At 70.1% G+C, this 20,095-nt stretch carries 14 protein-coding genes and 3 pseudogenes; 9 read left to right on the plus strand and 8 right to left on the minus strand.

Annotated elements, in window-relative coordinates:
• Positions 1–11: 11 nt before the first annotated feature.
• Positions 12–329: a twin-arginine translocase TatA/TatE family subunit gene (locus GQF42_RS02725; RefSeq protein ID WP_233273199.1), complete on the plus strand. Its 318-nt coding sequence runs from the start codon at positions 12–14 to the stop codon at positions 327–329.
• Between the two features lie 75 nt (positions 330–404).
• Here GQF42_RS02725 and GQF42_RS02730 read toward each other — a convergent pair whose 3' ends face one another.
• Positions 405–851, minus strand: a complete 447-nt coding sequence (locus GQF42_RS02730) for a MarR family winged helix-turn-helix transcriptional regulator (RefSeq protein ID WP_158917270.1) — start codon at positions 849–851, stop codon at positions 405–407.
• A gap of 109 nt (positions 852–960) precedes the next feature.
• On the opposite strand from GQF42_RS02730, the gene GQF42_RS02735 reads away from it, so the two are divergent.
• The 3 genes and pseudogenes from GQF42_RS02735 (at position 961) to GQF42_RS02745 (ending at position 3,929) form a co-directional block, all read left to right on the plus strand.
• Entirely contained in the window at positions 961–1,890 is a 930-nt protein-coding gene (locus tag GQF42_RS02735) for an alpha/beta hydrolase (protein ID WP_158917272.1), read from the plus strand.
• Between the two features lie 257 nt (positions 1,891–2,147).
• Positions 2,148–2,991: pseudogene (locus tag GQF42_RS47565) on the plus strand (transposase family protein).
• Positions 2,992–3,094: 103 nt separating this feature from the next.
• A pseudogene (locus GQF42_RS02745) lies at positions 3,095–3,929 on the plus strand (IS5 family transposase).
• 16 nt (positions 3,930–3,945) lie between these two features.
• Here GQF42_RS02745 and GQF42_RS02750 read toward each other — a convergent pair.
• Positions 3,946–4,509, minus strand: coding sequence for a dihydrofolate reductase family protein (locus GQF42_RS02750; protein WP_158917274.1), 564 nt, complete (start codon positions 4,507–4,509; stop codon positions 3,946–3,948).
• Between the two features lie 257 nt (positions 4,510–4,766).
• On the opposite strand from GQF42_RS02750, the gene GQF42_RS02755 reads away from it, so the two are divergent.
• The 3 genes from GQF42_RS02755 to GQF42_RS02765 all read left to right on the plus strand — a co-directional run bounded on the left by GQF42_RS02755 (position 4,767) and on the right by GQF42_RS02765 (position 11,078).
• Entirely contained in the window at positions 4,767–6,731 is a 1,965-nt protein-coding gene (locus GQF42_RS02755) for a S9 family peptidase (protein ID WP_158917276.1), read from the plus strand.
• Between the two features lie 582 nt (positions 6,732–7,313).
• Positions 7,314–7,511 carry a hypothetical protein gene (locus tag GQF42_RS02760; protein ID WP_158917278.1) on the plus strand — a complete coding sequence of 66 codons (198 nt, stop codon included), beginning with the start codon at positions 7,314–7,316 and terminating at the stop codon, positions 7,509–7,511.
• 99 nt (positions 7,512–7,610) lie between these two features.
• A complete protein-coding gene (locus tag GQF42_RS02765) occupies positions 7,611–11,078 on the plus strand; it encodes a S8 family serine peptidase (RefSeq protein ID WP_158917280.1) in 3,468 nt (1,155 codons plus the stop codon).
• A gap of 631 nt (positions 11,079–11,709) precedes the next feature.
• Here the strand turns inward: GQF42_RS02765 and GQF42_RS02770 are convergent.
• Positions 11,710–12,336 (minus strand): TetR/AcrR family transcriptional regulator C-terminal domain-containing protein, encoded by a 627-nt coding sequence (locus GQF42_RS02770; protein WP_158917282.1) that lies wholly within the window; start codon positions 12,334–12,336, stop codon positions 11,710–11,712.
• Positions 12,337–12,454: 118 nt separating this feature from the next.
• Here GQF42_RS02770 and GQF42_RS02775 point away from each other — a divergent pair, with 118 nt between their 5' ends.
• Positions 12,455–13,927 (plus strand): FAD-dependent monooxygenase, encoded by a 1,473-nt coding sequence (locus tag GQF42_RS02775; protein WP_158917284.1) that lies wholly within the window; start codon positions 12,455–12,457, stop codon positions 13,925–13,927.
• A 106-nt stretch (positions 13,928–14,033) separates the two neighbouring features.
• Positions 14,034–14,267: pseudogene (locus tag GQF42_RS45535) on the plus strand (IS110 family transposase); the annotation flags it as partial.
• A 456-nt stretch (positions 14,268–14,723) separates the two neighbouring features.
• Here the strand turns inward: GQF42_RS45535 and GQF42_RS02780 are convergent.
• From GQF42_RS02780 to panD, 5 genes are all read right to left on the minus strand, one after another.
• Positions 14,724–15,614: an EamA family transporter gene (locus tag GQF42_RS02780; protein WP_233273201.1), complete on the minus strand. Its 891-nt coding sequence runs from the start codon at positions 15,612–15,614 to the stop codon at positions 14,724–14,726.
• A gap of 172 nt (positions 15,615–15,786) precedes the next feature.
• The gene (locus tag GQF42_RS02785; protein WP_158917286.1) at positions 15,787–16,875 is read right to left on the minus strand and encodes a potassium transporter TrkA; all 1,089 of its coding nucleotides are present in this window, start codon (positions 16,873–16,875) and stop codon (positions 15,787–15,789) included.
• Positions 16,872–17,624: a TauD/TfdA family dioxygenase gene (locus GQF42_RS02790; protein WP_158917288.1), complete on the minus strand. Its 753-nt coding sequence runs from the start codon at positions 17,622–17,624 to the stop codon at positions 16,872–16,874. Before GQF42_RS02790 ends, GQF42_RS02785 begins: the two co-directional genes overlap by 4 nt.
• 48 nt (positions 17,625–17,672) lie before the next feature.
• Positions 17,673–19,067, minus strand: a complete 1,395-nt coding sequence (locus tag GQF42_RS02795; protein WP_158917290.1) for a DUF6002 family protein — start codon at positions 19,065–19,067, stop codon at positions 17,673–17,675.
• Between the two features lie 121 nt (positions 19,068–19,188).
• Positions 19,189–19,608, minus strand: a complete 420-nt coding sequence (gene panD / locus GQF42_RS02800; protein WP_158917292.1) for an aspartate 1-decarboxylase — start codon at positions 19,606–19,608, stop codon at positions 19,189–19,191.
• Between the last annotated feature and the right edge of the window lie 487 nt (positions 19,609–20,095).

The following is a 20,095-nucleotide window of genomic DNA, read 5'->3' on the forward strand; positions in this document are numbered from 1 at the left end:
CGGTTATACAGTTGCGCAAGGCCGCAATCCAGGAAGAGGTTGGTGAGATGTTCCGCAATGGGCTGCAACCCTGGCAGCTTCTGCTCGTAGCGGTCGCCATCATCCTGCTCTCCGCGGCCAAGAAGCTGCCGGAGACCGCGCGCGGACTGGGCAGGTCTCTACGCAGCCTCAAGAGCGGGGCCAAGGCCATGAAGGGCGAGGACGTTATCCGATCCTCCGCCGCCGAGGATGGCGGTGCGTCCGCCGAGCCCGCGCTCCGGATCATCCGAGAGACCCCCACGGATACAGCGACGGGCCGTCCGGCCACCGAGCGCAACCGGGCTTGCTGAGTCGCGCTCCTGGGCAGGGCTCCTGCACCCGCAGGCGGTGTAGTCGTCACGTCAGCCATCGGCGGGCATGTCCCCTCATCCCGGCCGGCCGTGGGAGCCCGCCTCGAGGGTTGCGCGAAGGGTGGCCAGGGTTGAGGCAATGCGGGCCAGGTCGTCAGGGGGAACCGCCGCGGTCAGTGAGATCAGCTCGCTTTCGACGATGGGGCGGGAAGCGGACAACTGCTCCTCACCTGCGGACGTGAGGCGCAGGACGGACGAGCGGCGGTCATGGGGGTGCGCGACCCGCAGGCACCAGCCCGCAGCCACCAGCCGGTCGACCGCCTTGCTGACGGCCCCCACGGTGATCGCCAGTTCGCCGACGATGTCGAGCACGCGGCACCCCGGCACGCGATCGATGATCTCCAGAAGCTCGAACTGCCCCAGCCCCAGCCCTTGTTCGGCGCGCAACCGGGCGCTCACCGCGTTGTAGAGCCGGGTCTCGACGCGGACCAGATCAGTGAAGATCGGAGTGACGTGACTCACATTATCCTTCCAGTGGATTCCTGGGAATCATCTTCCTTGGAATCCGGTTAGGTCAGGCAGGTGGATTCCAAGGAATCCATCCTCGCACCCCGACCCATGGAGGCCCCACATGTCCCGACAGCAGCGCGACGCCCTGGACGCCCTACTCCGCTCCGCCCCTCGCAGCGAGATACGGCCCGCTCCCGAGGAGCAGCGCAGCGGTTTCGCCGCGACTGTCACCCGCCCCGCGCCGGAGGGCGTGGTCACCCGCAGGACCGTCCTGGGCGGGCGGCCGATACTGGAGCTGGAGCCGGCCGAAGCCTCCGGCCGCGGCCGACTGCTCTACCTGCACGGCGGCGGCTACGTCATCGGCTCACCGGAGACCCACGCCGGACTGGTCGGTGAACTGGCTCGCCGCGCCGGGCTGCGCACGACGTCGGTGGATTACCGGCTGGCGCCCGAGCACCCTTTCCCCGCGGCTGTCGACGACGGGCTCGCGGCCTACCGCGAGCTGCTGGCGTCGGGCACCGACCCACAGGACCTCGTCATGGCCGGTGACTCCGCCGGTGGCGGACTGAGCATCGCCACGCTGCTCGCAGCCCGGGACGCCGGACTGCCGCAACCAGCCGCCGTGGTCGTCTTCTCCCCCTGGGTCGACCTCACCCTCGCTGGGGGAAGCATCCGTTCCAAGGAGAGCGCCGACCCCATTTTCACAGAAGCCGACGTGCGCGACTACGCCGATCTCTACGTCGGCGCAGGCGACAGGGCGCATCCTCTGGCCAGCCCGGTGTTCGCCGACCTCACCGGACTGCCCCCACTCCTCGTGCAGGTCGGGGCGAACGAAGTACTCCTCGACGACGCGGTCCGGCTGGCCGGCCGCGCGGGCGCCGACGGCGTCGAGGTCACGCTCGAAGTCGGCCCCGGCCTCCCCCACGTCTTCCAGCACCACTACGGCCGCCTCGACGAGGCGGACGCCGCACTCGACCGCGCCGCACGCTTCCTCACCACCCACCTGGGCGCCCGGCGCCCGGGCGCCGACCATCTCGAACCGGTCCACTGACACCGATCCCGGCGGCCTCCACGTGATGTCGACGACGGCCGCAGGAGCACCATCGCCGACATCGCGGGTTCCATCTCAGTAAAGTAAGTTCAACGTCCCTGCGGGATCAGGCGTGGACCACTTCGCGTACGCGCGTCCTTCGCCGGTAGGGAGTCACACCGGGGTCGGCAGGTCCATGAGCGCGTGTCCGGCCGGGTCGGCAGATGGGCGCGATCAACCTGGAGATCGCGCTGGCCAAGGACTGGTCTGCCAAGACCATGTCCGCTCGGATCAGAGGCTTCACGTTCGTCACCTGTGCTGCCGCGCTCCACGTCCCACACCACGTCGTCGAGTTCCTCGCCCGGTTGCCGGCCGCCCATCGGCGCGGGATCGGCACGCCGAAGGGCTCTCGAGCCCTGGGCCCGTTCCACCAGGCGGTACTGGTGCTGCGCCGGTTCCGGGAACACGGCTGCATGTACTGCCTGGCCCGGGACGCCGGGACCTCGCAGGCCACCGGTTACCGCTCCCTCCATGAGGGCATCGGTGTGCTGACCACCCAAGCTCCTGAACTGCACGAGGTGTTGGCCCTCTGCCGCGCCAGGGGGATGACACACGTGGTGCTGGACGGCACGCTGATCGCCTGCGGCCGGCTGGCCGGGGCCCGGGGGCCGGGAGAACGGCAACGACCTGTGGTTCTCCCAGAAGCACAAGAGCTTCGGCGGCAACATTCAGTTCCTGTCCGCGCCGGACGGCACCCCGTTGTGGGTCTCCGACGTCGAGCCGGGTTCCACCCCGGACATCACCTCTGTCCGTATCCACGTGCTGCCCGCGCCGTACAAAGCCGCCGCCGACGGGCTTCCCGCGCTCGCCGACAAGGCCTACACCGGCCCTGGCATCGGCATTCGCGCGCCCGTACGCCGCCCCGAAGGCCGCTCCGAGACCGCCCTGGATCGAGGAACCCGCTCCACGGATGCGCTGATCAGACACGTGAGGGCGCGCGGCGAGCGGACCGCGGCGGAACTGGAGGAACGCCGGCGAGCCCTCAAGCACGTCACCCTCAGCCCCAGCACAATCGGCGACATAGCCCGCGCCGCACTTGTTCTCGACGGCCAGTGGAAATGATCTCCGAGAGAACCTCACTGGCCGACCCGTTCTTCCCGGGGCTCGGCGGACGAGCCTGCCAGGTCGCGTCTTCAAATGATCTTGAGTAGTGGATCACGGTTGGGTGATACGTCGCCATGAACTGTCCGATGCCGAGTGGGAGTTCGTCCGACCGCTGCTGCCCGCGTCCTTGCGGGGGCGGAAGAGGTTGGACGACCGAAGGGTCCTCAACGGGATCGTGTGGAAGTTCCGCACCGGGAGCCTGGCGGGATGTGCCCGAGCGGTACGGGCCGCGGGCCACGCTGCACACCCGCTTCCGGCGGTGGGCGGCAGACGGCACCTTCGAGCGGACCCCTCAAGGCCGCCCAGGCGCAGGCGGACGCAGTGGGGGGAGGTCGACTGGCTGGTGTCGGTCGACTCCACCATCGTCCGCGCCCACCAGCACGCCGCCGGGGCCCGAAAAGGGGGGGCTTTTCAGCCCCGGCCTCGGACGCTCCCGAGGCGGCCTGACCAGCAGGATTCATCTCCCTTGCGACGCGTTCCGCCGCCCGCTCGCGTTCGTCGTCACGGGCGGCAACACCAACGACTGCACCCAGTTCACCGCCGTGATGGAAGCGATACGGGTGCCCCGTATCGGCCCGGGACGGCCGTGCGCGCGGCGCGCCCATGTCCTGGGCGACAAGGGCTACAGCTCCAAAGCCATCCGCACCTGGCTGCGACGGCGCGGCATCGGCCACACCATCCCCGAGCGGGCCGACCAAGTCCGCAACCGGCTCCGGCGCGGCAGCCACGGCGGGCGGCCGCCGGCCTTCGACAAGCAACTCTACAAGCGTCGCAACATCGTGGAACGGTGCTTCACCCGCTTGAAGCAGTGGCGCGGCATCGCGACCCGGTACGACAAGACCGCCGAGTCCTACCAAGCAGCCGTCACCCTCGCATCACTCCTGATGTGGGCGTGACATTTGACGACAACTCCTAGCGCGCCACGCGGTGGCGGAGGTAGACGACTCTTGAGCTGAACGTGCGGGTCTCGACGAGTTCGAGATCCACCCGGCGCTCGTGCTGAGGGAAGAACGGAATGCCACCGCCAACCAGCACCGGGTGGACCATGGCCCGGTACTCGTCGATCAGACCCAATGCGGCCGCTTCGGCGGCGAGGGTCGCGCCGCCGATCGCGATGTCGCCCTCGCCCTGCTCGGCCCGCAACCGCTCGATCTCCTCCGCCAGACCGCCGGAAGCCAGACGGGCATGGCCCTGCACCGCCGACAGAGTGGTGGAGAACACCACCTTTGGCAGCGGCTTCCAGAGCGCGGCCCACTCGAGCATGGAGTCGTCGAGCGATGGATCCTGATCGGCGGTCTCCCAGTACAGCATCGTCTCGTACAGCCGTCGTCCCAACAGGTGGACGCCGATCTCGCGGATCTCGTCGATCCAGAAGCGAAACACCTCGTCGTTGGGCGCCGTCCAGTCGAAGCCGCCGTCCGGCCCAACGATGTAGCCGTCGAGTGAGACGTTCATCGAATAGGTCACGCTGCGCATCAGAAGCCCTCCTCGGTAACGGGTTCGACAGTAGGACCGCCGAACGCCACAGGACTCATCGCGGCTAGGTCTAGAACTGATGATCAAGCCTGCAGCTCGCATCCCTCCGACGGGACGTGTCCAGTGCCGGCCATGGGCTGCGGCAGGCATTCGGGGCAGGGTCGCGTGCGGCCCGACTCTCCGAAACCCGCCTGACACAGCCTCGTCAGTGCGACAGCATGTCCGTTTATTGTACTGGCGAGTGAAAGGCAGTCCGCATGCCGCACCCTGCACCGCGACCGATTCCCGAGACGACCGACCTGCTCACCGCGGAACTGGTGGTGGACATGGCCGCCCCCGTGGCGCCGGCCATCTCGCCGGACGGTCGCCTGGTCGCGTACGGCGTGGTCGCGAACAACGGAAGGGACGGACGTCCGCACAGCTCTGTCTGGGTCGCCGCCACCGATGGCAGCGCAGCCCCGCGCAGGCTGACCGACGGCACGGCCCGCGACGCCGCCCCGAAGTGGGCGCCGGACTCGGCCTTTCTGTGTTTCACCTCCGACCGCGAGGAGCGGGGCACCGCTCAACTCCAGCGGATCCTTCCGGACGGCAGCGAGGACATCGCCAAGCCGGAGTCCATGACCAGGTGGCGCGGGGGCATCTGCGACCACTATCCGCTAGCCGACGGCCGCACCGTCGCGCTGCTCGCCGAGGACGAGCCCACCGCGGAGGACGAACGCCGGGCGGCCGAGGGTGACGACGCGAAGGTCTGGGGCCGGCACCTCCCGGTCAGCCGGCTGCGCCTGCTCGACCTGGCGACCGGCGTGGTCCGCACCGTGGACAGCCTCGGGGACCGCCATGTCGCGGAGGTGACCCAGCGTCCGGACGGCGGCCCGCTGGCCGTGCTGAGCTGGGCCACCCCCGAACTCGACCCCGGCGTCACGACGGCAAGACTGCATCTGGTCACCCCGGAGACGGGAGCCGTCCAGGACCTGGGCCCAGTCGGATTCGAGGCCCGGTCCCCGGTCTGGTGGAATCACCAGGGTGAATGGCATCTGGCCCACCTTGCGGTGACCCCTGGGCACTTGGTAGGCGCGCTCGCCGTGATCGACACGGTCCCGCCGGCGACCGGCCAGACCGTCGAACAGCGCAATCTCACGGTCGGCATGTCCGCCTGCCCCACCGAACTGGTGCAGGTTGCCGACGGGCCGCCGCTGGCGCTGTTCGCCGACGGGCTGGATACCGCGCTTTACCGGCTCGATCCGCAGTCTCTGCGGTTCCACCGATTGTCCCGCGCGCCCGGCACGCTCGCCGGGCTCACTGCGAGTCACTCCGGAGAGACCGTCGCTGTGCTGATGGGCACCGCGCGCGAGCCCAAGAACGTCCACGCGGGAGTCACGGGCGGGCCACTGCTCCGGCTCAGCGACACCAGTCCCGAACTGCGCAGGATCCGCTGGGGTGTCCAGGAACGGCTCAGCTACCAGGCGTCCGACGGACTCCAGCTGGACGGCCTGCTGGTCCTGCCTGCCGGCCGGACTCGGGACGAGGGTCCATTCCCGCTCGTCACCATGGTCCACGGCGGCCCTTACTTCCGCCATGCCGACGAGTTCACGCTCAATGCGGTCGACTGCGGCCAGTGGCTGGCGACCGCCGGATACGCGGTCTTCCTGCCCAATCCCCGGGGCGGGTCGGGCCACGGCCATGAATTCGCCGCCGTGGTGACGGGCGCGGTGGGCGGCGACGAGTGGACCGACGTCCTCGCCGGGATCGACCTGCTGGTCGCCGAGGGAGTCGCCGATCCCGAACGCTTGGGCATCTCCGGCTGGAGCCACGGCGGTTTCATGGCGGCCTGGGCCATCGGCCAAACCGAACGGTTCAAGGCCGCCATGATGGGCGCCGGCATCAGCGACTGGGGCATGCAGGCCGGGACCGGCGAGTGGGGAATCATGGACGCGGCGCTCGGCGGCAGCACCGGATGGAACGGGCCGGGACCGCACGTCCACGACCGGAACAGCCCGATCTCCTACGCGTCCAGAATCCGCACCCCGGTCCTGATCCTGCACGGCGAGGAGGACACCAACGTCCCACTCGGCCAAGCGGTCCACTTCCATCGCGCGCTGCGCCACTTCGGCGTCGAGCACGAGTTCGTCGTCTACCCCCGAGAGGGCCACGGGCTTCACGAGCGCGCCCATCAACTCGACGCCCTCCGGCGTATCCGCGCCTGGTATGACCGCTGGCTGTAGGCCCGTACCAGGGTGGGCATTGAGTCGTGATCAATGAGTGGCGAAAGCACGTTCTTTGATCCAGATCATCGATGCGCGTAAGTGGAGGCCGGCGAGGTAGTTGGCTGCTCCACGCCTGCCACAACGCGTGGGACTCCGCGATGCTGCCTCGGCACTCGCCGCGAGCGGTCAGGAGGTCTTCACCCAAGTGCATCCCGGCGACCTCGTGGTGGGCGCGCGCAGTGGTGGGGTCGATACCGACCACGGACGGTCCACCTTTCCGGACCCGGGTGACCTCTCCACCACGCAACGCCTCAGCAGAACGACGAACCCCTGGTGAAGGATCCGGACACGGGGCGACCAGGTCGAAGGTGGACTCGCCGGAGTTGAGCTGGGCGACGATGCGGCGCAGGCGTCTGTCGTCCGGGCCCGGGGCGGCGTACGGGGTGATGGCGCCGGTGATCAGGCGGCGGACCTCCGTGAGCAGCACGCGCCCCCGGGCTGTCTCGTAGGCCTTACCCCCGCCCCATCAGCACCAGCCGCAGAACACCCTCACACCCTGTACGAGTGGGCGGTCGGGCGGGCCCGGTTACGGAAGTTGCCGTGAACGGCGCGATGGTCAGCGAAGGCGATGTCGTCGGGATCGGCATCGGCTCGGATGGGGTGGTAGAGCGGGATGACATCCAGGACGTCGCGCTCGGTGAGGCGGGTGAAGCGCTGGGCCGTGTGGTGGAACTGGTCGCGGCACAACTGCGCGATTTCCCCCTTGTCGGGGAGGCGGCGATGCGTTGGAATGCGTGAGCTTGTCGGGACGGGTGTTCCAGCGGCATGCACGCGTCCGACACCGGAACGCGTGTGCCTGGCGTGCCCCCTGACGTCTCATCAGACGAAAGGATGTCGATGTTCAGCTGGCGCAACCCGCAGCTGGCAGGCGTCACCCTGGCCGCCGCGTGCATGGTCCTGACCTTCGGGACCACCGCGAACGGCACACCGTTGACTTCTGCACCGAACGCACAGGCGCTCTCGGACAACAGAGCGCCGACACCTGTGATCGTTGTTCTCAAGGACCAGATACCCGCCACCCCCGCTGACTCCGGGCACTTGCAGGCCCGGGCCAAGGCGGCCACCGCCGCCCAGGCCCCGCTGCTGGCGAAGGTCAGGGCGGACGGCGGCACGCACATCAAGAGCTTCGTGGTCGGCAACGCCTTCGCCGCGACGGTCAGTCCGGCACTGCGCGCGGCCCTGACCGCCGACCCCGCGGTCGCCTCGGTCGTCCCGGACGAGACGGTGACCGTGACCCCGCCGGGCGCCACCGAACCCGGCGCCCAGGGCGGCGCCAAGGGACCTAAGTCCGTCACGCCCGGCGCCCGCGGCGACGGCAATGGGAAGAACCCGTACGCCATCTGCCCCAGCGACCCGTCCAAGCCACTGCTGGAGCCCGAGGCTCTCTACTCGACGCACGTCGAGGGGACCCCGGGTTCGCCGGGCGCCCATCAGATCGCCACCGGCAAGGGCGTGAAGGTCGCCTACATCGCGGACGGCCTCGACCCCGACGACCCTGACTTCATACGCCCCGACGGCACGCACGCGGTCGTGGACCATCAGGACTTCTCGGGCGACGGCTGGGACGCGCCGAGCGGCGCCGCGGAGGCGTTCGGGGACGCCTCGGCGATGATTGCGCAGGGCCGGCAGAGTTACGACCTGTCGAAGTTCGTCAACCCCACCCACCCGCTGCCCGCCGGATGCAACATCCGGATCGAGGGCTTCGCGCCCGACGCGTCCCTGGTGGCGCTAAAGGCCGGGGGCACCACGTTCCCCAACTCGGCGATCCTCCAGTCCATCGACTACGCCGTCTCGGTCGCCCATGTCGACGTGCTCAACGAGTCGTTCGGCAGCAACATCACCCCGGACAGCGGTGCCCACGACACGATCACGCTGTTCAACGACGAGGCGGCGGCCGCCGGTGTCACGGTGACCGTCTCCAGCGGTGACGCCGGCATCAACAGCACCATCGGCACCCCGTCCACCGACCCGCACGTGATCTCCACGGGCGCCTCGACGGACAACCAGAGCTATCTGCAAACCGGCTACGCGGCGTCCCAGTTCTCCAACGGCACCTGGGCCGACAACCGCATCTCGGCGCTGTCCTCCGGCGGCTTCACCCAGGCCGGACGCACCGTCGACCTGGTCGCCCCGGGTGAGGCGGACTGGGCGCTGTGCTCGCCGAAGATCAGCGAGTACACCGAGTGCACCAACTACAACGGAACCGGCAGCCCGGTCCAGCCGTTCGGCGGCACCAGCCAGTCCGCCCCGCTGACCGCCGGTGCGGCCGCCCTGGTGATCCAGGCCTACCGGGACGGCCACCACGGCCAGTCGCCAACTCCCGTGCTGGTGAAGCAGTTCCTGACCGGCAGCGCCCAGGACCTCGGCCTGCCCGCCCAGGAGCAGGGTGCCGGTCTGCTGAACGTGCGCGGCGCGGTGGAGGCCGCCCGCGGCTACCACAGCCCTTCGGGCGCCAAGCAGAGCGACACCCTCGCTGTCACCACCGGCCAGCAGGACATCTCCGGCAACCCTGGGTCCAGCCACACCGCCAACGTCACCGTGGTCAACACCGGGCACACCACCCAGACGGTGACCGGCGCCACCCGTATCTTCGCGCCACTGGCGAACTCCCGGCAGACCGTGCGGCTGAACTCCGCCACCGACCCGCAGTTCGCGTACGCCACCAACGGCGCGACCTGGGTGCACCACGAGGTGAAGTTCACGGTGCCGCCGGGCGCCGACCGGCTGGCCGCCTCGATCGCATGGCAGGGCAGACCACAGAAGTCCGGCTCGGCCACCGTGACCCCGGTGGTCCGGCTCACCCTGCTCGATCCGTCCGGGCGGCTGGAGACCAACACCCGCCCGCAAGGGGGCCCGGTGTCCGCCAACTTCGGCATCGTGGACGTACCGCACCCGGTCGCGGGTCAGTGGACCGGCATCCTCTACACCCCGGCCGGCAACAACGGCTTCACCGGTCCGGTGCTGCTGGACACCGCCACCCAGCGCGCGGTGCAGGCCGGTTCGGTCAGCCCGCCGGTGACCAGGCTGGCGCCGGGCCGCAGCACCACCCTGCACGTCCACCTCACCACCCCGAAGACCAGCGGTGACAGCGCCGAGTCGATCACCGTGGCCGGGTCCAGCGGTCACACCACCAGCGTTCCGGTGATCCTGCGCAGCGTGGTCCCGCTCTCCCGCTGGGGCGGTGCCTTCACTGGCACCATCACCGGCGGCAACGCCCGTGACGCCTCGCCCGCGCAGTCGTTCAGCTACGCCTTCGACGTCCCGTCCGGTCACCGCGACATCCGCGCCGGGGTCACCCTCAGCGACCCGAACGTGCTGGTGCAGGGGGCGCTGATCAGCCCCAACGGCACTGCCGTCGACATCGAGAGCAATGCGCTGCTCGGCCCCTCCGGTGCGCTGACAGGTACCGCGCCCGGCGTGTCGGCCACCGGTGTCAACCCGGCGGCCGGGCGCTGGCGGTTCGTGCTGATCGTCCTCAACCCGGTCAGCGGCGCCGAGCTGAACGAGCCGTTCCGCGGCACCGTCGGCCTGGACCAGGACCGCGCGACCGCCACCGGCCTGCCCAACAGCACCAGCGCCAAGCTGGCGGCGGACAAGCCCACCACGGTGCGCGTGACGTACACCAACAACACCGCGGCCACCCAGTTGGTGCAGGCCGACGGTCGGCTCACCGAGAAGGTGGACGTCCCACTGGTTCCGCAGGGCGCCTCGGCCACCGTCGCGCTGCCGCTGCACCCGACGTCGACCACACCCGGCTTCCTGGTGCCCCCGGGCACCGACAGTCTGACCTCGGTCGCGGCCTCCTCGACGCCCGCGCAACTGGAGTTGAGCGCCACCGCCGGTTCGCCGGACTCCTTCGGCGACCTGAGGCAGGCGCAGGACGGCTCCACCGTCTCAGTCGTCAAGGCGCAGGGCAGTGCCACGCAGCCGGTGGTCCCGGGCTTCTGGAGCAGCTACGTCCAGCAGATCGGCCCGTTCCCGGCCGCCGGCGCTCCGGCCGGTACGTCGACCATCACCACCAGCGCCCATACCCAGGCATTCGACCCGGCGCTGACCTCCAGCACCAACGACCCGTTCACGCTCGCGGTGAACGCCTCGGCCCCGAGGCTCAGCCCGGTCACCGTCAGGCCGGGCGCCACCGGCTCGCTCGAGGTGACCATCACCCCGCGCGGCGCGAAGGGCAGCACCGTGCACGGCGTGCTGTACCTGGTGACCGCTCCGGGTGGCGTGGCCACCGCCAACAACCAGATCGGGACAACCGGTTCGGTGCTGGCGGCGATCCCCTACAGCTACACCGTCAACTGACCCTCGCCGGCCGAACCGCCGAGGCCGCCCCCGAACAGCGGCGGCGTCACCCGGCGCCGGGGCCGGGCCTGGGGCACCTGCGCAACCTGAACAGCGACGACGCTACGGACGACGGCGACGACGAGTAGCCGCGCCCGTACCGTCCAAAGCGGCCGGGCCGGATTCATTACCTATGAGTCCGGCCCGGACCACCTTGTGCGCGAGGCTCGGTCGGACCTCGACGGTGCCCTGTACCGTGTCGTCCACGTTGACGTCCTCGAGAGTGAAGCGGAGCGCCGGGTGAGGCTGTCGACCTCGTAGACGCCGCCGTGGCTGTCGAACACGCTGCGCAACCGGGTCCGGCTCACGGAGGGCGGTCACGAGGAGGCCATCACCGCCCTGCGCGGCCTCGCCGAGCAGGCCCAGGCGAGCGCACGTCCCCGCAGGTCAGGCATGGTGCGACGACCGTCGATCTCCGACAGGCCGTCAGCAGTGGGTCCCTTTCGCAGCGTACGACCGGGCAGCGGAGCAGCAGGTCAGCGGCGCGCGGGACTGACAGCAAGTCATCCCCGTAGAGTGCGGGCACCCTGCTCGGCCTGCGGCGACTCGTCGAGTGCGATCGCCGTGTCGACCGGCCTGAAGTCCAACCAGATCACCGCTGGCGCCCCGGGCCGAGGGGCTCCTCGACCCGGGGAAGACCGGCGATGAACAGGTCCAGGGCGAATTCGAATCGCTCGTCGAAGCTGTCGGGGCCGACGTACGGGAGGACCTCGGCCAGGGCCGGGTAGCTGTCGGCCGCGACCTGGTCCGGAAGGAGAGCCGGTGCGGTTTCCTGGGCGGCCTGCTGTTCCTGGGTGAGACCCAGGGTCAGGTAGAAGATCGTCCAGTGGGTCCACGCGGCCGTGCGCCGCGAGTGGCCGGCCGCCAGCAGGGTGGCGATCACGGTGTCGGCGTAGCGCAGCGTGCGGGGCTCGGCCGCGAAGACGCCCGCGACCATCCTGGCAGCGTCGCGGTGGGAGAGCAGTGCCGTGCGGCAGCGGCGGCTCAGTTCCTTGAGCCGGTCGGGGAACGCCTCGGGCAGCGGCTCGTCGAGACAGTGCGCGAGGAGTTCGTCGGAGGCCAGTTCGAGCAGGCGGCCCTTGCTGGAGGCGTGCCAGCGGACGGTGTTGTGCTGCACGCCGAGCCGGGCCGCGACGGCGCGCATGGTCACGCCGTCCAGCCCGTGCTCGTCGAGGACTGCCAGTGTGGCGGCGACGATCTCGCCCCGTGTCGTACCCATCCGATGCGCCTCTCCGGTCGGCTTCCGCGCCCTGTTGTCCAACCCGTGTTGTCCAATGGACAATTCTAGGGCATGCTCGCTCTTGTCCAACGGACAAGAGCGAGAGGAAGTGATCGTTGTGCTCGACGTACTCATCGCCGGGGCCGGCCCGGTGGGGCTCTGGCTGGCCGCAGAGCTGCGCCTGCATGGGGTGGAGGTGACCGTCGTGGAACGCCGGGCGGCACCGGACGGACGGTCGCGCGCGGTCGGTATGCAGGCCGGCACGCTGGACACCTTCGCCACCCGCGGACTCGCGGAGCGGTTCATCGAACGGGGCACCTCGGTGCCGACCGGCCACTTCGGGGCGGCGACCACCCGGCTGGACTTCTCCACGGTCGGAGCGGTGCACCCGTTCATGCTGGCGCTCGGTCAGTCCGTCACCGAACAACTCCTGGAGGAGCACGCGCTGGCCGTGGGAGCCCGGGTGCTGCGCGGGGAGGAGGTCGTCTCGCTCACCCAGGGGCCGGACGCCGTCGAAGCAGTGGTCCGGGCCGGCGGCACCCACCGGACCGTGCGGGCCCGCTGGGTGGTGGGCTGCGACGGCACCCGCAGCGCGGTGCGCCAGGCGGCCGGCATCGACTTCCCCGGTCAGGACACCACCCTGACCGGGTGGCTCGCCGACGTCGAACTCGACGATCCGCCCACCTCCCCGCTCGCCGCCACCGGGCCGGCCGGCTCGTTCCTGGCGGCCCCGATCGGCGACGGTGTCCACCGGCTGGCGGGCCTGTCCATCGCCACCATGCACCGCGGCGCCGGCGAACCGCTGACTCTGGAGGAGGTACGCGAGCAGACCCGTACGCTCCTGGGACGGGACCTGGGCCTGCGCAACCCCCACTGGCTGTCGCGCTACGGCAACGCCACCCGCCAGGCCGCGCGGTACCGGGCCGGACGGGTGCTGGTGGCCGGGGACGCGGCGCACATGTTCTTCCCGGCCGGCGGGCAGGGCATGAACCTCGGAATCCAGGACGCCACCAACCTGGGCTGGAAGCTGGCCGCCACTCTCCAGGGCCGGGCGCCCGAGGGACTGCTCGACAGCTACGACACGGAGCGCCGGCCGGCCGCGCGCTCCGTCATCGACAACACCCGTGCACAGCTCGCCCTGTTCGCCGCGGCGAGCCCGGAACAGATCGCGCTGCGCGAGGTCTGGTCCACCGCGCTGGCCGAACCGCAGACCAACCGCCAGTGGGCCAGGAGGATTGCCGGCTTCGACGACCCACTCTCCGCCGACACCGCACCCGGCGCGCACCCGCTGGACGGCACGCGCCTGGCCGGCCTCGCCCTGGCCACCGCCGAGGCACCCACCGCCCACCCGCTGATGCACCGCGGCCGGCCACTGCTTCTGGACCTCGACGGGACACGGACGCCGTGTTCCGCGGACGCCCTGGAACAGCGGGCCGTCACCGTCAACACCGCAGCCTCGCATCAGATCTGGCGCGATGTCACCGCCGTCCTGATCCGACCGGACGCCCGGATCGCCTGGGCCAGCACCGACACCGACCCGCAGCGCCGGGCCACGGACTGCCTCACCGCCCTGCACACCCTGTGCCGCTGAGTACGCTCGGCGAGCCCACCCACCGGACCGCGCCGGCGCATCAGTGCGCTGGTCCGGTGTTCCTGCATCCGGCCGTCCTCTGACATTGTTGGCATGACTCCTCGGCGACTATGACCACCAGCCGCCGCTGGCCGAGGACTCCTTGGACAGACAAATGCACGCTCTGCTGGGTCAGTTGGGGGCGACCTGCCGCGCTGCCGACGACCTTGCCAGGGCGGTTGAAGAGGCTTTCCCTCAGCACCCGGACGCTGAAGTGACCTTGAGCCTCCCGGGCCTCGGCGTCCAGCGCCCGGGTACTGTCCGAGATCGGCGATGACCGCCACGCTTCGCTGACGCCAGGCTCGGGGCGGGGACGAGTGCCGGCGGCTGCGGGCCGCGTATGCCCGTGCCCGCCCGGGCGCTGTCTCGGCATAGCCACCGACCCGCCCCCGGCTCTTGTCGGTCTGCGGCCCGGGCCGCAACCGACATCACCGCTCACGCGCCAACTGAAGCGCTCAGCGATCAGGAGTTCTGACCAGGTACTCGTGCAGATCACGGACGTGGAGCACCTTCGCGGGGTGCGGCCCCGCCCCAGGGCATCTCGCCATCGGCTCGCCCCTCACGGCAGTAGGCGAAAATCGCCGAGCAGGCGAGCAACCGGCCGCGCACCCACCGGCCGGCAACACAGCAGGCCGACGCGCAGCCAGCGGCCGGGGTGAGCCGGGCTGGTTCCCAGGAGAGCTGGGAACCAGCCCGGCTCACGGCGTCGGCCTTCCCAGCCTCTGCTCAACCGGGTAGCTGACGGAATTCGCACCAGCTAGTCGGCAGGTGCTCCGGCCGTCGGCTCGTGTGACGTGTCGTTCGGCGAGCCGGGCGTGGTTGGCTTGCGGGGGCGGCCCGGGGTGCGGGTGGCGCCGATGGAAGCGAGGGCTACGGCGAGCACCCCGGCCCATTGCGGGGTGGCGAGGTGCTGGCCGAGCAGGAGCAGGCCGACAAGTGCTCCGACTGCGGGTTCGAGGCTCGTAAGGATGCCGAAGGTGCGGGGTGGCAGGCGGCGGAGGGCTTCGAGGTGGAAGGTGTACGGGAAGACGCTGGAGAGTACAGCGACGGCGGTGGCCAGGGCGAGGCTGCCAGGGGCCAGGAGCCGGGTGCCGGCCTGTGCGATGCCGCAGGGCAGGCTCAGCAGGGATCCCCACATGACGGCGAGGGCCAGTCCGCGCCCGTCGGGGACGCGTTCGGCCAGACGTTTGCCGACGAGGATGTAGCCGCCCCAGCAGCACCCGGCGAGAGAGGCGAAGGCGAGTCCCGAGGTGTTGAGCGGGATGCCGGAGTGGCTGAGCAGCACGACACCGGCGGCGGCCAGGCAGGCCCACAGCAGGTCGGTGGCACGGCGCGAGCCGAACAGCGCGATGGCGAAGGGGCCGAGGAACTCCATGGTCGTGGCGGCACCCAGCGGGATGCGGTCGACCGCTTCGTAGTAGCTGAGGTGATGGACGGCGAGCAGGGTGCCGGCGGCGGCCGCGGTGCCGAGGGTGGCCCGGTCCCATCGCAGTCCCGGCCGCCACAGGGCGGTGAGGACGACTGCGGCGATGCACAGGCGCAAGGTCACCACTCCCGCCGGCCCCACGGTCGGGTAGAGCCGGGTGGTGAGGGCGGCCCCGCACTGCAGGCCGACCACGCCGCCCATGACCAGCCCGGGGGCGGGCACGGCGCCCAGTCCTCGGCTGATCGCTGCGACAGCGTGCTCACGGCGGGTGTGAAGCTGACTGATGGGTGGCCTCCTTGAGCGTCGGTACGTCGCATGGCGCACGGGCTTTTCGATCCGGGCGATGGGTGTGGCGCCGGGCCGCGCGCCCCGTCCGGCGCGCAGCCCGGCTGTCTCAAGCGGTCGGCACTGCCCGCAACTTCTCGCGAAGGCCGAGCAGTTGCCGCGCCAGTGCCTCCATGTCCTGCGCTTCGTACACCCGCGGTATGTCGGCACCTTGTGCGGACAGGACGTGACGGGCCCGCTCGCCGAAGCGGACGTCGCCGGAGGGCGTGACCACGACGCCGTCACGCTCGGCCATCCGCATCTGCCAGGCCACCGCGTCCTCGGTGGTGAGGCCGTCGGGCAGGTCGAGTGCGATCAGGTCGCCGTGGATGTGGACGGGGTAGCCGCCCGGCAGCCCCAGAGGCCCGGGAAGGTCGGCGCGTACCTCGGCACCGGCGGCCAGGCGCGCGGCGAGCACGGCCGCGGTATGGCCGGTCACCGCGTTCAGCTCCTCGCGGGAGCACGCACGGTGACCGGCGAGCAGTTCCCCCACGCCCTCCAACGGCCGGTCGTCGAGCCATACCCGGGCCTCGTCCGACGGGTGGGCGGGAGCGTACAGGTGGGCGTGGTGGGCCAGGACCCGGAGTCGCTCACCGTTCTGTGGTCGCACGGCGGCGTGGAGCGAGGCGGACAGCGTGGCGGAGTTACCCACGCCGCAGAACACGGGCAGACCCTCGGCATGCAGCAGGGGGTTGACCGCGTCCGGATAGCAGGCGTTGACGAACAGTGCCGTGCTGCCGCTGTCCTGGATCGCGTGGGCCGCTTCCCGGGCGAGTACCGCGTGCAACGGCAGACCGATACCGAACCCGCCGGCGGTGAGCAGCGCGGTCCAGGCCGAGGGAGCGCGTGTACTCTCCCACGGCGATTGCATCGAGGCGCAGTTGATGACGACACGTGGCCGTATCCGCAGCAGTACCCCCGCGACGGCGCCTCGGTCCGAGACGTCGAGGGCCTCGGCCGTGAACCGGGTGGTGGAAGCGGAGGTCGCGGCACGTGCGCTCGCGATGCAGGCGATCTCGTCCGCCGCCCGGACGGAGCGGGCGAGCACGGTCACCGTGCCGGGCTGCGGTTGGGCAGCGACAGCCAGCGAATAGCAGATGCTGCGGGCCAGTGAGCCGCCGCCCAGCACGACGATGCCCGCAGGTGCGGTAGCGGTCACTGCGTGACCCGATGAGCGATCTGGATGCGGCGGAGGTGGCGGCCGGCGTCGGTGAACGCGTTGCGGGCGTGCAGCATGCGCCAGTTGTCGAAGACGAGCATGTCCCGCCGCTCGTACTGGATGCCCACGTGCTCGCGCTCGAAGTGGTTCTTGGCATCTTCGAGCAGTGGTCCGATCCGGTCGTCCTCACCGCGCACCAGGTTGTTGAAGGAGTAGCGGACGATGGTGCCGTCGGGGTGGTCCTCGATGACCGGATGCTCGGGGTGCAGGTCGAGGCCCAGGTGCCGCATCGCGTCGGTGGTTTCCCAGCGCCAGATGCGCTCGCGCAGGTACGCACGGTCGGCCTCGGCCAGCGTCTCGGCCCAGGCGCGGGCGTCGGCGATCGTGGTTTCGCCCCCCGCGCCGGTGTTGGGGGTTTCGCACCACAGGGCGAGGTAGCGCGGGGGCAGCCCCTCGAAGTCATATCCTTCGGAGTGCGGATAGAGGGGTTTGGTGTTGCCCGCGTGGTAGAACTCCTCCATTCCCGGCTCCGGCCGGACGTCGCCGACCAGGACCCCGGTGTACTGGGGCACGAAATCGCCGAGCCGTTTGCAGAAGGCCACCGGGTCGAAGGTTTCGGGCACGCTGCTCATGAAGACGTAGCCGTGACGCTCCATCAGGCCGTGGAAGCTCTTCCACACCATGTCGTCGGCCAGCGGTGCGCCGTTGAAGTCGGTGAGGGACAGCAGACTGTCCGGGTGCCTGGGCATGACTGCTCCTGTTCGTACGGGTTCCTGGTTCCGACAGGCGGGGCGATGTCAGTGGCTGGTCGCTGCGCGTACCGCGTCCTCCACGTGGCCGGCGAGGGCGCTCGCGTCGGCGGCGGTGAGACGGTGATGGTCCGGCACCGGGCGGTAGTCCTGGTCGCCGTAACTGCCGGAGCCGTGGATCAGTACGTCCTCGCTGTCCGGGAGCAGCCCTCGATCGGCGGCGTTGAGGGTTCCGGTGACGGCCATGACGAGCGACCACTCGCGCAGGCGCCGAGGATCGGCGGGCAGCGAGACGTCGGCGGCAGCCAGGAGGCCGCGCACTTCGGCGTACCGGCTCAGGCACTCGTGCAGCGACACGACGAGGCCGCCTCCGCCCTGCGTCGTGATGAGGGGATCCATCTGCGCGGAGGTGACCGGGCGGCGGGTGTAGAAGGTGGGATCGAGCTGTTCCTCGGGATCGAAGGTCGTCGCCGGGAAGTGCGGGTCGTCCTCCTGCCGGTACAGTCCCTCGGACGGTACGAAGCGGTAGGCGGGCAGATTTCCGCGGTCGTGGCTGCCATGGCGGAGGCTGAGCACCATGTCGGGGGTGCCGAGGTGCTGGACGAGGAAGTAGCGGGCCCGTGGCAGTGTTCGTCCACCGCTCTCCGTGACCCCGCGGTGCCCGAGGTCGTGACCGAGTAGCCCGAAGGCGCTGGAGACGGAGTGCACATGGGTCCGGGTGCCGGTGCCGCTGTCCGTCTCGGGCAACAGGTCCCGTTCGGCAAATGCGCGGATCATGTCCGCGGCCCGGTAGTTGTCCAGCCCCAGGGTGTACCAGACACGGACCCCGTATTGCCGCCACAGGCGTTCGGCGTGCTCGGCGGTGAACGCGGCGGCCAGTTCCTTGACCGAGGCCGGCTCCGCGGAACCGTGCACCACCAGCGGGTTGCGGCGCCGGAGCAGGGCGTCCTCGCTCAACGGTGACGACCACAGCTTGGCGGCGGACACATCGGGAACAACGCTGGTGATCTGCAGCTGACCCGCCGTCACCAGACCGGCGACGATGGCTCGATGCACTGCGTCGCGCAGAGCCGTGGCTTTGTTCGCGGACGAGGGGGTGACGATCAGGATGCGCTCGCCGGTCTCGGTGATGTGCCGCACCGCCCGGGCGACGATGGTCAGCGAGGCGAACGTCTTGGTGGTACGCGTGCCGGGGTTCCGCATCAGGTCGAGCAGGCGCAGGAAGTGACCGCGATAGGTGCCCAGTTCGGCGATGCCGATGTCCGACACCGAGAAGAACTCCTCAAGGGCGAGGCTGGGCTCGGGCAGACGAAACGCGGGCGAGAACGCTTCTCCGCTGCCGGCGCGGTCGCGTTCGAGAGCGGACAGTGCGTGCTGCAGTTCCTCGTGGTAGTGCGTGAGGGCGTTCGTGAGGACCGTGGATGCGGAGAGCGCGGTGGTCAATTCATTACCGTTCAGGTCGAGTTGCAGCCGAAGAGGAGCGGGGAGGCGGGGAGATCTCCGTGAGGGGAGAGGGAGTACGGCACGGGCCCCGGCGCGGGGTGCGGCCCCGGGGCCCGTCCGGTCAGGCGCCGGCTACCCGGTCTCCGCGGACGAGGCCGCTCCCGGGCGGCACTTCGGCCGCGTCCCCGCCGAATCCGGTGATCTTGTTCTTGCCGTCGACAAAGACGACCCTCGGCTCGAACTCGTCGGCTTCCTGCGGCGTGACAGCGGCATACGACACGATCAGGACCAGGTCGCCCACCTGGGCCTGACGCGCCGACGGGCCGTTGACGCCGATGACGCCGGAGCCCCTGGGCCCTTCGATCACATAGGTCGACAGACGGGCGCCGTTGGTGACGTTGACCAGGTCGACCTTCTCGTGGCGGCGCAGGCCCGCCGCCTCCATCAGATCGAGGTCGATCGTGATGGATCCGACGTAGTTGAGGTGGGACTGGGTGACGGTGGCGCGGTGGATCTTGGCTTTGAGCGTCTCGAAATACACGATGGCCCTTCGCGGTTGCGTCTGGTCAGGCGATGGATTCCGGTGTCGCGACGTGGTGGAGCGTGGCATGACGAAAACATGGCCACAACCCCTGAGGATCAACGAAATCCGAAGCAATGAAGCGGTGTTGACCTTGCAAATCGCAGGCAGGTTCCGATCCGTGGCCGTCTTCGAGGTGTTGGGTTTCCGTGGCGCCACGCGAACTGCGGGTCACGTCTTTGCTGGCTCTTTGCAGCCTGACGGGCGGAACATCGACCTGGCGGAACCAGTGCGGAGCCGAGCTTGCGCCGCATCGTCGCCGTTACTCGAACTCGCGCAGGGCGTGGAGCAGGTGGCGGTGGTTCCAGACCAGCAGGCGGTTCAGGCGCTGAGGGCGGCAGGTCTGCACCCAGCGTTCCATGAACGCGTTCCTGCGCGGCATGGGGATACCGCTGAGCACGACCTCGATGCCGGCATCGTTGAGCAGGGCGTCGAAGAGGGCAGGGAA

The sequence above is a fragment of the Streptomyces broussonetiae genome (genome assembly GCF_009796285.1).
In the GTDB taxonomy this organism is placed as follows: domain Bacteria; phylum Actinomycetota; class Actinomycetes; order Streptomycetales; family Streptomycetaceae; genus Streptomyces; species Streptomyces broussonetiae.

What these genes read in the sequence shown, in the direction of transcription:
- GQF42_RS02735 (WP_158917272.1), top strand. Translation starts at nt 961, where the DNA reads ATGTCCCGACAGCAGCGCGACGCCCTGGACGCCCTACTCCGCTCCGCC.
- GQF42_RS02750 (WP_158917274.1), bottom strand. Translation starts at nt 4,509, where the DNA reads ATGCGCAGCGTGACCTATTCGATGAACGTCTCACTCGACGGCTACATC.
- GQF42_RS02755 (WP_158917276.1), top strand. Translation starts at nt 4,767, where the DNA reads ATGCCGCACCCTGCACCGCGACCGATTCCCGAGACGACCGACCTGCTC.
- GQF42_RS02765 (WP_158917280.1), top strand. Translation starts at nt 7,611, where the DNA reads ATGTTCAGCTGGCGCAACCCGCAGCTGGCAGGCGTCACCCTGGCCGCC.
- GQF42_RS02770 (WP_158917282.1), bottom strand. Translation starts at nt 12,336, where the DNA reads ATGGGTACGACACGGGGCGAGATCGTCGCCGCCACACTGGCAGTCCTC.
- GQF42_RS02790 (WP_158917288.1), bottom strand. Translation starts at nt 17,624, where the DNA reads ATGCCCAGGCACCCGGACAGTCTGCTGTCCCTCACCGACTTCAACGGC.